Genomic DNA, 14,083 nt, shown 5'->3' on the forward strand with positions numbered 1-14,083 from the left:
CCAGCCCAATTATATGTATAGTATAAATGCGTAACGACTTACACATTTATGCATTTCTTATATGTTTTGTAATTTATTGATTAATGATTCAAACTGCATACCACGTGATGCTTTAAATAATAGCAGAGTATCTTTCTTTAGGTAAGGCTGCAACGATTCAACTAAATCCTCTTTTACCTCAACGTGTTTTGTGCGTACGGGTAATTGTTTCTCTTGAACTGCTTCTGAAATAACTCTAGAGTCCTTACCGACTGTAAATAGAGCAGTAACTGATTCATCAATAACATCTGCAACGGATTGATGCATTGCTATGGAATGCTCCCCTAATTCAAATATATCTCCAAGGATTAATACTTTTTCAGAGAATCCTTTCATTTGTTTGACAACCTCAACTGCTGCTTTCATCGATGTTGGTGATGCATTATAGGCATCATTAATCATCGCAACATCATTCTTACCTTTTAACATTTCAAAGCGCATCGAAGTAATAGAAAGGGTATGTAAAGCATTCTTTATTACCTCTGAATCAATTCCCATTAATTTCCCTAAGGTAATAGCATACGATGCATTTTGCGCTTGATGCTCTCCTAAAAGAGGCACCGTATAGGTAATATCATCAGAAAGATTGAATACAGTTTGATCATGCTTAATTTCAACATTGTATATTGTAACATCGTTATAAGGTTTAAATCCACAAGTAATTACTTTTGGATCATTATGTACATGCCGAAGCAATTCCTCATCACCATCAATGATTAACTTGCCATTTCCCTTTAACCCACTAGTGATTTCTAGTTTCGCTTTTGCAATACCTTGACGAGAGCCTAAAAATTCAATATGCGATTCACCGATATTAGTAATGACTGCATAATCTGGTTTTGCTATATCAGAGAGTAACTCAATTTCACCAAAATCACTCATTCCCATTTCTAGTACTAGAACTTCTGTATCTTGGTCCATTGCTAAAATAGTCAACGGTAATCCGATCTCATTATTAAAATTACCATCTGTAAAATGTGTCCGATATGTTGACTTCATTACGGAAGATATCATATCTTTTGTAGATGTTTTTCCGTTAGAGCCTGTAACACCGATTACAGTAGGATTTATTTTATCACGGTATTGAGCAGCCATTTCCTGCAATGCAGATACGGTATCTTCTACAAAGAATACTGGAAAACCTGTTGGTATAACTTTAGACAAATCTCTATCTTTAGCCCAGAGAGTTGCTACAGCTCCATGATCAATAGCTTGTTTAATAAAATCATGGCCATCAAAATTTTCACCAACGATAGGTACAAACAATGAATTTTTTATTTGTTTGCGGCTATCCGTCATGATTTGTTCAATTGCTATATGATCCTCTACCTTGCCGCTAGTATCGGCTAGGAAAGACGACAACCAGTTTGTTGTAAAAATCATAATCATTTCTCCTTAGTTTCCATTGCTTTTAATGCTACTTTTCGATCATCAAAATCATATTTTTTATGCCCGATTTGTTGATAGGTTTCATGACCTTTCCCAGCAATTAAAATGACATCCTTTTCTTGCGCAAGATTAATTGCATGGTGAATGGCTTGTTTTCGATCAACAATTACCTCATAATTTGTTTGATCATCAGATAAACCATCTGTCATATCCTTTAAGATTACATGAGGATCCTCGGTTCGAGGATTATCTGAAGTAAATATAGCATAATCAGCATATGTTAATGCAATTTGTGCCATAAGTGGTCGCTTCGTTTTATCTCTATCTCCCCCACAACCAACCACTACATATATTTTATTCTCAGCTAATTCATGGATGGTTTGCAACACATTTTCCAATGAATCGGGAGTGTGTGCATAATCTACAATGACAGAATAGGAGTGGTTTGCTTTCACAGGTTGAAAACGACCATTTACCCCTGGTATGTGTTCGAATGCATGTTTAATTACAGATAACGGTATCTGTAATGCAATACTCGCAGCACTAGCTGCTAGCATATTATACACATTAAATTTACCAATTAATTTACTTTTAATGGGTACCTTACCAACCGGAGTGATTAATATAAAGCTTGTGCCAGTAGCATCTAACTTAATATTTTCCGCCCTTATATGTGCTTCATTTTCACATCCATACGTAATAACATGTTGTGCTGTGCTTCTTTGTAATAATCCACTAGATGAATCATCAACATTTATTATAGCAAACTTTGGATGCTTCTCCTCATATCTATTCCCTAATTGAGCAAATAGCAGACTTTTTGCACGTAAATAATCTTCCATCGAGTCATGATAATCTAGATGATCCTGCGATAAGTTGGTGAAGATGGCAACATCAAAATCACAGCCATAAACTCTTCCCAAGTCTAAAGCATGTGACGAAACTTCCATAATCACCTTATCTACTCCATAATTTATCATACTTTTAATTGTTTTTTGTAAAAATAACGCATCAGGAGTTGTATTGTTTACTGGGAAGGCATCTTGCCCTATTTTCATTTGAATGGTTCCAATCACACCTGTTTTTTGCTTGTTGTGATTAAATATGGATTCTAATAAATAAGTTACCGTAGTTTTTCCATTTGTTCCAGTAACACCAATTAATGGAACCTGGTGAGTGGGAAACCCATAATATTTCGCTGCTGACATTCCTAAAAACCGAACGGTATCGGACACAACCAACACAGGTACAGAAACATCCATATTCTTTTCAGCTACAATACATACAGCTCCTCGATTGATCGCTTCATCAACATAATCATGACCATCTACAGTAAAACCATTAATACATACAAATAAATCTCCCGGTTTGACCTTTCGTGAATCCATTTCAATCTCATTAATTTCCATATCTGTATTTATTGATCCGGCGATAAACGGTATAAAAGAAAGAATTTCCTTTAATCGCAATATATACATCCTTTCTTAGAAAACTTGGCATTCAGTAAAGGGATTCTCGAAAACTTGTTTTTTAACAGCCCTTAAATTTCTTGAGTGCAAGTCTTTTCAGCGAAAGCCTTCGTAGAACATAAGCAAAATAGGAAAGCTTATACTTACCCTAGATGCCTAAAGAAATAGTTAAATCAATATCACTTATCGGTCAGGCTCAAGCTATAAAGAATCTTCAATCAGTTAGGATTCTTCATTCCTACTGATTGAGTGATAGATAAATGAGTCATACTGTCAGTTACAACAGGATCAGGATCAACATCAAAAACTATAATACTCGTAAACCACCTACATACTATTCTCGTTAACCATTAATTTTAAGAGGGTAGACTACCCTCTTAAAAAAATCCTAACACCCTAATATTATAGCAAAATAAATTTAATCCGTACCTTTATTTTCCGATAAAAATATTCGAATTTTTGAACCCGCTTCAACCTTCGTTCCAGCTGCAGGTGCTTGATCAATAATGTAATCCCCTGTACCATTCGCTTCAATAGTCAAATTCATCATGTATTTAGTCAGGTCTCCCTTTTTCAGACCAGTTAAATCTGGCACTTCTACAGGTGGTTCTTCTGGCCATTGATATTCTTTATCCATGCCACCAGTTCTTGGCTCAACTCCTAAAGCTCTCAAGCTATCACCAATTATCGAACCAACGATAGGAGCGGATACAACACTTCCAAATTGAAGGGTGTCTTTCGGATTATCTACCGCAACGTAGACAACAATTTCAGGATCGTCTGCTGGAGCAAAACCAATAAAAGAAACAATATGATTGTTTTCCATATATCTTCCATCTGGACCTACCTTTTGCGCTGTACCTGTTTTCCCCCCTACACGATATCCCTCAACATAAGCAGGCTTACCAGATCCAAGAGCAACAACGCTTTCTAGAGCTCTTCTAATTTCTTTTGAAGTTGATTCCGAAATCACTCGATCTTTTAAAACTGGTTCAATTTCTTCCACAACTTTTTTTGTTTGTGGATCAACCCATTCTTTAGCAACAAATGGTTCATATAAATATCCTCCATTTACTGCTGCAGATACAGCCATTACTTGTTGAATTGGTGTAACAGAGACACCTTGACCAAATGAAGTTGTGGCTAACTCTACAGGACCAACGTTTTCTGGTTTGAACAAGATACCATTACCTTCACCTTGTAAATCAATACCTGTTTTTATCCCAAATCCGAAATCTTTAATATACGTAAACAACTTGTCTGTTCCTAGTTCTTGTCCTAACGTAACGAAGCCTGGGTTACAAGAATTCTGAACGACTTCTAAAAAAGTTTGGTGCCCATGCCCACCATCTTTCCAACAGTGTAAATTAGTCCCATCCACTTCTATATGACCAGGATCATGAAATTCATCTTCATCCAAATCGACAATACCTTCTTCTAAAGCAGCTGCAAGTGTAATAATTTTAAATGTTGAACCTGGTTCATAGGTACTCCAAATAGGTAAGTTACGGTTATATATGTCTGGGTCTGCATCTTGATAGTTTTCCGGATTAAAGTTTGGTCTTGATGTCATACCAAGAACACCACCAGTCTTTGGATTAACCGCAATCGCTAATGCACCATCAGGGTTATACTTAGCGACAGCTAGATCTAATTCTCGTTCTAATATTGTTTGTACACGAGAATCAATTGTCGTTTTTAAATCCAATCCATCTGTTGGCGGGGTATAACTGTCCGCTAATTGCTCTAACCTACCACCCTTTGCATCCGAATAAAATGACAGACTTCCTTCATCACCCTTAAGCATATCATCATAATAGAGCTCTAACCCCATTAATCCTTGGTTATCAATTCCAGTAAATCCTAGTACGTGTGCTAAATCATCACCATATGGATAGTGCCTCTTTGAATCTTTCGCTAAATATACACCTTCTAAGTTCAACGTTCTAAGTGCCTTTTCTTGTTTATCCGTAATTTTGATTCCTTCGGGTCTAATATCAACTGATGAAGAATTTTTCGTTACTTTTTCATACGCTTTTTCATAAGAAATTTCCAATACTGCAGCTATTTTTTTGGCAGTATCCTCTGGGTCTTTTACTTGTCTTGGAACGATTACAACCGATGGCGCAGTAACATTTTCAGCTAATATATCTCCATTCCTGTCCAAAATATAGCCGCGTTCAGGTTGGAATTTAATATCTCTACTCCAAGATTCATCTGCTAATTCCATCAACTGATCACCAATAATGAATTGTACATAACCTAAGCGGAAATCAATGATTGCAAAGAAGACTAGTCCAACAAGAAAAACAGTGACTAAACGTTTTCTAACTGTTACAGTGGATACACGTTTCATGCTTCATCCCCTCTTCATAGATAGGCTTGTATCCACTATATGAATTAAAAAACTGATTAGAACACTGTATTTAGAATAAATCATGTAGTTATTAAAAAATTCAAATGCGCTAGTTAACTTTCATCACTTTCAGTACCTGATTCGTCTTCCGGCGCTTCCTCTTCTTCCGTAGGAGAGTTTAATTCAACCTCTAACACATCATTTTTAGAAACAGATTTTCCCTCTTGAATACTTTGATTTACAACATAGCCATGTCCGGCTGTTTCGACTTTAACTTCTAGTAAATCTGCTAATTTCCATACATCACGCATGGACCACCCAGTTATATCCGGCATAGTCGGTTGATCCGTAATTAAAATAATTCGTTCATTTTGTAATATACTGCTTCCTTGAAGGGCATTAGAAGCTGCAACCTTACTACCTGAACCAACAACCGTAACCCGAAATCCTAAATCTGTTAAACTCTGCTTAGAATTTTCTACATTTGTTCCAACTAATTTAGGAATTTCTACTAGATGTGATTCATTAAATTCTTCTTTGTCAGGTTCAATATTTAAGTAGTGCAAGCTATTCTCCATTACATGATTAAATATGAATGATACTGGAGCACTTCCTGGTTCTACACCATCTTCCGTTACTAGATTTGGTTGCTTTACTGAAACGTACATCATTAATTCTGGATCCTCTGCAGGAGCCATGCCTAAAAATGAAAAGATATAGTTTCCTCCACCCGCCAAGTAACCAGGACCATCAGGGTTAGGAATTTCAGCAGTACCTGTTTTACCAGCAACAGAATAATCACTTAGATTAAACCTTCTACCAGTTCCATATTCAGCTTGCACAGCAGATTCTAGTAAACTACGAACTTGTTCAGCAGTCTCCTTAGAAATTGGTTCATCAATTACTTCTGGTTTTGTTTCTTCTATAATATTATTTGTATCTGTATCTACTATTTTTTTTATAACAAATGGTTTCACCATTTTTCCATCATTTGCAATGGCAGTGGCAGCTTTCATTTGTTGAATTGGTGTAACTGTACTACCTTGCCCAAATGATGTGGTTATTTTCTCAAGTGGCCAATTGTACAGGATCTTTCCACCAACTTCACCAGGTAAATCTATTCCAGTGGTTTGATCTAAGTGAAAAGCCTTTATATAATCTAGAAATGCATCAGGACCCATAACTTCCCACACTAGCTTCGCTGCTGCAACATTGGAAGAACGTGCAAACCCTTCATCATATGAGATAACGTCCCACCCCTTTCCATTATTATGGTCATGTACGGGGTTTATTCTATCATTAATTTGATAACTTCCAGATTTATACATATCCGAACCCTTGTAAACACCTTCCTCTATTGCCGCAGCCCACGTAAACATCTTCATGGTTGAACCTGGCTCAAAAGGAGTTGAAATGGCATCATTATACCAATTTTGCACATCTGCTGGATTATTAGGATTGTAGCTTGGACGATTTCCCATTGCTAATATTTCACCAGTTTTAGGGTTCATTACAATCGCTGTTATACGTTCAGGTTCATATTTTTCATCAACCTGAGACATAACATCCTCTAGCAATGTCTGTATCTTTTGATCAATTGTCAAATAGACATCGTCACCATTTTCGGGTTGTTTAACAACTTCATTAGGATCTAATAGTTTTTTGTTATACAAATCTCTTTCATAAGATATGTATCCATCTTTTCCACTTAATAGATCATTCATTTCACGTTCGATCCCGGTAACACCCTGGATCTCTTTTATAAAAGTATTTTCTTCTATTTCTACTTCCGATTCCCTAGCAAAACCAATAATATGTGATGCAAACATACCATTTGGGTAGTGTCTGGTAGATTCTCGAATGAAATTGATCCCTGGTAAGTTCAACTTCTCAATTTCATCCCTTTCCGATTGACTAATATCTTTTCCAAACGCTCCAAATTCAATTTGTACCTTTTCATTTTCAACACCAGAGTTTAAACGGTCTAAAATATATTGTTTATCCACATCTAAAAACGGAGCTAATTGTTCAGCAGTTTTTTCAGGATCTTCTACATGCTTTGGTTCTTCCAAATTTGCAGAATATGTTTCATCCACAATGGCGTAGATTCGATATGTTGGCATGTCATATGCTAATGTCATCCCATTATTGTCAAATATCCTGCCACGTTCTGAGTCAAGTGTATAGGAAGATGTTCTTATTTCCTTAGCCCATTTCTCCAAGGAAACGTTTTGCACCTCACCCGCAGCTTGGATATATAAAAATCTACCAGTTAATACCAAAAAAACTCCTACAAACAAGATAAGTAGTATTCCTGTCATTAAGTGAGTAGTTTTATTTTTTTTCATCCTATTCACCAACTACTAATTATTAAACGAAGATGCTTGTCTTACTTCAGCATTTTGCAACGTTAAACCATGGTCCTTTGCATACTGTGTAATTCTTTCTGGACGGCTTAAATCTTTGATTTCAAATACCAACGCCTCATTTGTTACTTTTTGGGTTTGAACCGTTTGCTCTAAAGATTGTAATTCTCTATTTAACGTGTCAATCGAAGAAGAAAAAGATACCATATATGCACCTGCAACTAACAAGAAAATCCCAACAAAAGAATAAAGAACTTTTTCTCCCTTTGTGATCCAGCTCTTTTTACGGATTATAACTTTCTGTTTTTCTTTTGGTGCAGTATATTCTGTATTATAGGATTGTTGCCATACTCTAGCTTGATTAGCTGCCATTACTTTTTCCACCCTTCTTCATATATAAAATCTTCATTCCACTTATTCACTTTTTCAACAATTCGTAGTTTTGCCGATCGTGACCGGCGATTCTTATCTAATTCACTGTCCTTAGCTATTATCGGCTTACGAGTCACTAATTTAAATGGTGCTTCATAATCCTTTGGGATAACCGGTAAATTTCTAGGTGTTTCCTTTGGAGTACTCCATTTCTTAAACGCTTGTTTACACAATCGATCTTCAAGCGAATGGAATGTTATTACTGCAATCCTTCCGTTTAACCCAATCACTCTCGCAGCCTGATGTAACGCATCATTAAAGGCCGTTAACTCATCATTTACAGCAATACGAATTGCTTGGAATATTCGTTTTGCTGGATGCCCACCCTTTCTCCTTGCAGGAGCAGGAATTCCTTCTTTAATGATCTCCACTAGTTGATGTGTAGTTTCAATTGGTTGGACTTTTCTATATTCTTCAATCTTTCTCGCAATTTGTTTTGAAAATTTTTCTTCCCCATATCTAAAAAAGATGGAAACTAACTGATTATATGACCATTCATTTACAATCTCATAAGCTGTCAATTCTTGTGTTTGGTCCATGCGCATATCTAATTTTGCATCGTGTTGATAACTAAAGCCCCTTTCTCCTCTATCAAGTTGTGGAGAAGAAACTCCTAAATCAAATAAAATCCCATCAATCTGTTCAACATTGTGTTGCAACAACTCTTCCTCAATATGACGGAAGTTATTCTGGATAAATAGCACACGATCAAGATAAGGCGTCAACCTTTCTTTTGCAGCTGCTAATGCATCTACATCCTGGTCAAAAGCTACGAGTAATCCATCTTCATTTAATTGGGAAGCGATTCGCTCGGAATGCCCTCCCCCACCAACTGTACAATCTACATACGTACCATTTGGCTTTATCTCTAATCCTTTAACTGTCTCTTCTTTTAGTACTGTGTAATGCTCAAACATGTCAACACCCACTTTATTGATTTGCTGTATCCATTAAATATCGAAATCCATTAGATTCTCAGCTATCTCAGCGAAAGATTCCTCAGAATCATTAAAATAATCTTCCCAATTCTCACTAGCCCAGAACTCAATTCGATTGGATACACCGATCACAACACACTCTTTATCTAGAACAGCATAATTTCGCAATGGTTGTGGTATATTTATTCTTCCCTGCTTGTCCACTTCACATTCCACTGCTCCAGAAAAGAAAAAACGCGTAAAAGCTCTAGCGTCCTTTTTCGTTAATGGGAGTTTTTTTAATTTTTCTTCTAACAGTTTCCATTCTTCCATTGGGTAGGCGAACAAACATTTATCTAATCCACGAGTTACAACAAAACGTTCCCCAAGGTCTTCACGGAACTTGGAAGGCACAATAATTCTACCTTTTGTATCAATGTTATGTTGGAATTCACCCATGAACATATAGTCCGCCCCACTTTCATGTAACTATCTTACCACATTCCCCCACTTTTCACCACTTAATTTTCAAAAAAAATAACTTTTATATGTAAACAGTGCAATTAGCCTAACTTTCTATAAAAAATATCAAGGTTTTATCATTGCAATAAAACCCTTGAAAGTCCCTAATCAGAAAGTTTTTCCAAACTTCTCGCTTGTAGTTTAGCAATGGTATGATCAGGATAATGAAAAGTGGTGGGGGATGGTGGGGATAATTCGTTAAAATACAAAAAAACGTCCGCCAATACCGATTAACCGGTAGGCGAACGTAATTTATATCAAGTCTAAACAAACACGATATAATGTTCATTTTCAAATGAATAGGATTGTATTGTAATGTGGTGAATGAATCCCAACCCATATTCGTTTAAAAATGGTAATGGGTTCCATATTCTTTCTTGCAACTCTCCCATAGGGCGTAAGATATTATTTAATAAATCAAATTCTAATAATTCCTTTTCATATTTCTCTTCTAGTGCTTTAACTATTTTCCTTTGTAAAAATTCAATATCACGATGTAAATAAAACAGATTCTTTTCTGCTAAATCCCCTAAGTCTGAGCGAATACTTTTTGATAATTCGCGTAATGGCTGGTGCGCTTCTGTAATGTATTGTTTTAATTCATCAGCCAATTTTTCAATTGGTGGATTACTTTGAGCCTTTAGCCAATTTACTTTTTTTATATCTACTCCATTATTAATTGCCTCTTGTGGAGAAATATAATATTTAGTTAATAGCTTTTCCACCTTACGATCAATGTAGGTGAATGATAACCGTGGTATGACTGGAGGCATTTTTATATCTAACGCATGAAATGCCGGTTTTAAAACAGACCAATAACTTATTTCGCCGGGTCCTCCTATAAATGCTAAAGTTGGAAATAATAACTCCTGCATCAATGGACGTGTAACCACATTATTACTTAATAACTCAGGTTGTTCTACAGCAATCTTACGTAACTCCTCAGTAGATAATTTCACTTCATTCTGTTTCCCAACCCAGTCTCCTGCTTCATTTCGATTTAAAAGGATTCGTTCATTTTTTTGATGATAAAAAAGATGTGCATTAGTTGTATCACATTCCAAAGCTATAGAATATCCATCTAGATTTAATTTCTGTACAGATGTATATACTCCTTCACTGATCTTTTCTTGATTATCAATTAAAGAAAGGAAATAATCCGTTTCTAGATCTCGTGTTCTTAGATCTGCGGAGTCAATCAAAACAACGCCTTCTGTAGGAAATAATTTCAAAATCAACCTCGCAAAAAAGTCAACGTAACTCTCCGATTGAACATAGCATTCCTTTACGACATCGTATAGATCCTTTGTATATTCGCTTTCATGCAACTGACCGAAAACCTGATTTAACCATTCTAAACCTTTATCTTCTTCTAATGGAATCTGTGACACAGAGCGCTTTTCTGTGATTCTTTGATTTAGAGTGTGCTTTTTCATTCTGTTTTCTTCCTGCATAAACACATGGTTTATTTCATCAAAATCATGATCTTCTCCAGCAATCCAAAAAACAGGAATGACTGGAATTTGTAGTTTTTCCTCTTGCTGTTTAGCAAATTGAATAATCGAAATTAATTTATTTACAGAATATAAAGGACCAGTCAACACCCCTGCTTGTTGACCTCCAATGACAACTAAGCTTTGATCATCACGTAACCGTTCTATATTTACTAATGAACTTTCAGGAGCACCCCACTGTTTATTCATTTGATATAGGGAATTTGCTAATTGTTCACGATCGTATTTTCGGTGTTGTAAATCACTAACCCGTTGGTTAAGATCATTAAACGATGCGGTGTAATCAAAATGCTGCATAATATTATGCTTTCTTTTTCGATAATCTCGCATTAACTGACTTTGGTTTTCTATATGTATTGATTCGATCCGCATAGATTACATGCTCCTTTAAAGTTTGTTCAATGTTCATATTTATGCCTATTATGTATTGTACATAAAATAAAATAGAATTTCATGTTTCCTGTTTTAAAGAGAATAATATATCGTATGATCTTTATTTGCTGTCGAACTGCGGGATCTCACCGATGCCTTTCCTCCCACGTCTTCATATGTTTTCTCCGTTGTTATTGATTTCTAAACTTCATATTATATATTAGTTTTTTAATAACATAGGATGCTATTAAGTCTAGTGATTAGAGCGGAGGGCAGTCGACTCCAGTGGGAACAGCACGTGTCTGAAGACCCCGCACTGATGCGCCTGCGTCTTCTAGCATTGCTTCAAAGCATAGTTCCTCGGTGCAAGGGCAAAGAAGCATATTCAAGATGTTCCCTGGCTGAAGCCTTGCCCGCGGCAAAGTAGACACTGTGAAAGCGACTGCCCGCAGCGAAAATCACGTTGCTGATACTTGGTCTTTTCTTAAGAGTTTTCTGGACATTAAGTTGCACATTCTACATCTAATCCTCATTTAATGGAACACAGAATCCGTTATCCTAATAGATCCTCATCCCTTTAGCTCATCTCCACATTTAATACTCAAAATACGATTGAATATTCATAACAATAATTAGATTGTTACTATATGTTATTTATTTCTATAACATTTTATATTATAATAATATTAATGATACAAATACAATATATAATTCTGACATCGGGGGAGGATGTTTTTTATGCATGAAGTTAAAGTTGAGAGACTTTTAATTAACTATAAAACGCTCGAAGAATTTAAACGTTTTAAAGAATACGGAAACCAAGAATTATCCATGTTAGAAGATCTTGAATCAAACATTGTGGAAAATAATAGCGAATCACCATTTTATGGAATTTATTACGGAGATACGTTAGTTGCTAGAATGAGCTTGTATAGAGTAGATAAAAAATACGATGCCTATTTTGAACCCGCACAAGACTATTTAGAGTTATGGAAATTGGAAGTGCTTCCACATTATCGTGAAAAAGGTTATGGAAAAGCCCTAGTAGACTTCGCTAAACAATACAACCTACCAATAAAAACGAATCCTAGAATTAATTCACATGGATTCTGGGAGAAAATGGGTTTCCAAAAGGCTAAGTATGAAATGGAACGCGATCTAGGAGAAAACCCGTTAATTTGGTTGCCAGAAGGTGTTAACGAAAAAAGTTCATAATGATCGAATTAATAGATAAGACATGAATGATTAGCTAAACATTCATGTCTTTTACTACTTTTTAGGCTTATTATAATGGCTAAAAATAGGACGTTTACAATTACCACGCATCGTAATGTCTCAATCAACTATTTCTTTTCTTTTACCCATTTCCATAAATTACCCATTTCTTCCCAAGCGTTTTCATAGTGTGACAATTTTTCTTTTAATTTTTCATTTTCTTCTTTCAATTGATTAAGTAATTTTTCATGCTTATTTAAATCTTGATTTACAGCATATTCTGATTTCATTTTTTCTAAAAGTAAAATAGCTGTCTCTAGTGTATCTTTTTCCTGTGATAGCTTATCACCTGTACTAAAAAATTGCGTAGGTACAGCCGATGGCGTAGCACCTCTCTTTCGATCCTCCTTCGCCTGTTGAATTGCTTCTTGATATTGTTTTCTGATGGTGGCATTCCACCTAAAACCACAAGCTGCTGAAGTACGTGATAATTGCTTTGCCACTTCTTTAAATGCTTCTAGTTGGGTTTTCCCCTCTCTGATATAGCGAAGCACTGTTTCTGCTAATATAACGTCTTCATCTTCAGTCCAGGCATCCTGGCGTGTAGCATTCATAACATCACTCCTTATCTATTTGCTATCAATGTATGCTAAAAATAGGAGTGATAGAATCACACTTTGATATTTTACGAACGAAATTTTACATTTATTAATTTCAAACTTCTCTTTACTTACGATTAAAAAAGTGCCGAACTGCCTGGATATGCTCATCTGAATCCCATAGGTTAGCGCATCTTCGCACTTCTTTTTCCATTTGTTCAGATAAAAGATTAATATCTAGATTTTCCTTATATTGATCTTTTAGTACTCTCATTTGTTCATATGACTTTGAAAGAAATGGACCTAACACGTCCATTTGATCATTCCATTTATCCTTCGAGACAACATTATGTAACCACCCCTGTTGCAGCAGATAGCTAGCTGAATATGTTTCTGCTTCCAACAACCATTGAATTGCAAAACTCGAATGTACTTTTTTATATAGAAGCTCTCCGCCACCCCAACCTGGTATAATTCCAAGCTTAGTTTGTACAAAACCAAACATCGTAGACTCTTTTGCAATTCTAAAGTCACAGGCAGTTGCTACCTCACAACCACCTCCAAGAGCATTTCCATTTAGTAAACATATAGTCGGTACCGGAAACGTTACTAAGGAGTACAAAATCTCTTTGATTTCAACTAATCGTTCGAATGCGTCATTAGGTGACAAATCTCCATGAAGATCACTAAGATCACCACCTGAACAAAACATCTTCTCCCCTGCTCCAGTAACAATAAGAAACTTTATTTGATCTTGACTTGCGATTTTCAATGAATTCCTAAAGTCTTCAGCCATTTGTCTAGAAATTGCATTATGCTTTTTTATACGATCTAAAATAATAATTCCATATCCGTCTCTATTACGATAATAATGAACCGTTTCTCCCATCGTT

Annotated in this window: 11 protein-coding genes; 1 reads left to right on the forward strand and 10 read right to left on the reverse strand. The window is 35.8% G+C overall.

The features are described 5' to 3' along the window. Positions 1-57 precede the first annotated feature (57 nt). From GMD78_RS14385 to bshC, 8 genes are all read right to left on the reverse strand, one after another. On the reverse strand, positions 58-1,422 hold the full coding sequence (locus GMD78_RS14385; protein WP_155669494.1) for a UDP-N-acetylmuramoyl-tripeptide--D-alanyl-D-alanine ligase: 1,365 nt from the start codon (positions 1,420-1,422) through the stop codon (positions 58-60). A 2-nt stretch (positions 1,423-1,424) separates the two neighbouring features. Then, a complete protein-coding gene (locus GMD78_RS14390; RefSeq protein WP_281349711.1) occupies positions 1,425-2,897 on the reverse strand; it encodes a UDP-N-acetylmuramoyl-L-alanyl-D-glutamate--2,6-diaminopimelate ligase in 1,473 nt (490 codons plus the stop codon). A 418-nt stretch (positions 2,898-3,315) separates the two neighbouring features. Beyond that, positions 3,316-5,253 carry a stage V sporulation protein D gene (locus tag GMD78_RS14395; RefSeq protein WP_155669496.1) on the reverse strand — a complete coding sequence of 646 codons (1,938 nt, stop codon included), beginning with the start codon at positions 5,251-5,253 and terminating at the stop codon, positions 3,316-3,318. A gap of 113 nt (positions 5,254-5,366) precedes the next feature. Further along, positions 5,367-7,601, reverse strand: coding sequence for a penicillin-binding transpeptidase domain-containing protein (locus tag GMD78_RS14400; protein WP_155669497.1), 2,235 nt, complete (start codon positions 7,599-7,601; stop codon positions 5,367-5,369). Positions 7,602-7,616: 15 nt separating this feature from the next. Continuing rightward, on the reverse strand, positions 7,617-7,991 hold the full coding sequence (ftsL, locus tag GMD78_RS14405) for a cell division protein FtsL (protein ID WP_155669498.1): 375 nt from the start codon (positions 7,989-7,991) through the stop codon (positions 7,617-7,619). Next, positions 7,991-8,968 (reverse strand): 16S rRNA (cytosine(1402)-N(4))-methyltransferase RsmH, encoded by a 978-nt coding sequence (gene rsmH, locus GMD78_RS14410; RefSeq protein ID WP_155669499.1) that lies wholly within the window; start codon positions 8,966-8,968, stop codon positions 7,991-7,993. The genes ftsL and rsmH overlap by 1 nt, the downstream gene beginning before the upstream one ends. A gap of 33 nt (positions 8,969-9,001) precedes the next feature. Continuing rightward, positions 9,002-9,433 carry a division/cell wall cluster transcriptional repressor MraZ gene (gene mraZ / locus GMD78_RS14415; protein ID WP_155669500.1) on the reverse strand — a complete coding sequence of 144 codons (432 nt, stop codon included), beginning with the start codon at positions 9,431-9,433 and terminating at the stop codon, positions 9,002-9,004. 320 nt (positions 9,434-9,753) lie between these two features. After that, on the reverse strand, positions 9,754-11,376 hold the full coding sequence (bshC, locus tag GMD78_RS14420; RefSeq protein WP_155669501.1) for a bacillithiol biosynthesis cysteine-adding enzyme BshC: 1,623 nt from the start codon (positions 11,374-11,376) through the stop codon (positions 9,754-9,756). Between the two features lie 738 nt (positions 11,377-12,114). Between bshC and GMD78_RS14425 the strand changes: the two genes are divergently transcribed. Further along, positions 12,115-12,591 (forward strand): N-acetyltransferase, encoded by a 477-nt coding sequence (locus GMD78_RS14425; protein ID WP_155669502.1) that lies wholly within the window; start codon positions 12,115-12,117, stop codon positions 12,589-12,591. 128 nt (positions 12,592-12,719) lie between these two features. Here GMD78_RS14425 and GMD78_RS14430 read toward each other — a convergent pair whose 3' ends face one another. Both GMD78_RS14430 and GMD78_RS14435 read right to left on the reverse strand, forming a co-directional pair. Continuing rightward, positions 12,720-13,205, reverse strand: a complete 486-nt coding sequence (locus tag GMD78_RS14430; protein ID WP_155669503.1) for an RsfA family transcriptional regulator — start codon at positions 13,203-13,205, stop codon at positions 12,720-12,722. Positions 13,206-13,317: 112 nt separating this feature from the next. Beyond that, positions 13,318-14,079: an enoyl-CoA hydratase/isomerase family protein gene (locus GMD78_RS14435; RefSeq protein WP_155669504.1), complete on the reverse strand. Its 762-nt coding sequence runs from the start codon at positions 14,077-14,079 to the stop codon at positions 13,318-13,320. Positions 14,080-14,083: the final 4 nt, after the last annotated feature.

It is taken from the genome of Ornithinibacillus caprae (genome assembly GCF_009728145.1).
Taxonomy (GTDB): domain Bacteria; phylum Bacillota; class Bacilli; order Bacillales; family Amphibacillaceae; genus Ornithinibacillus; species Ornithinibacillus caprae.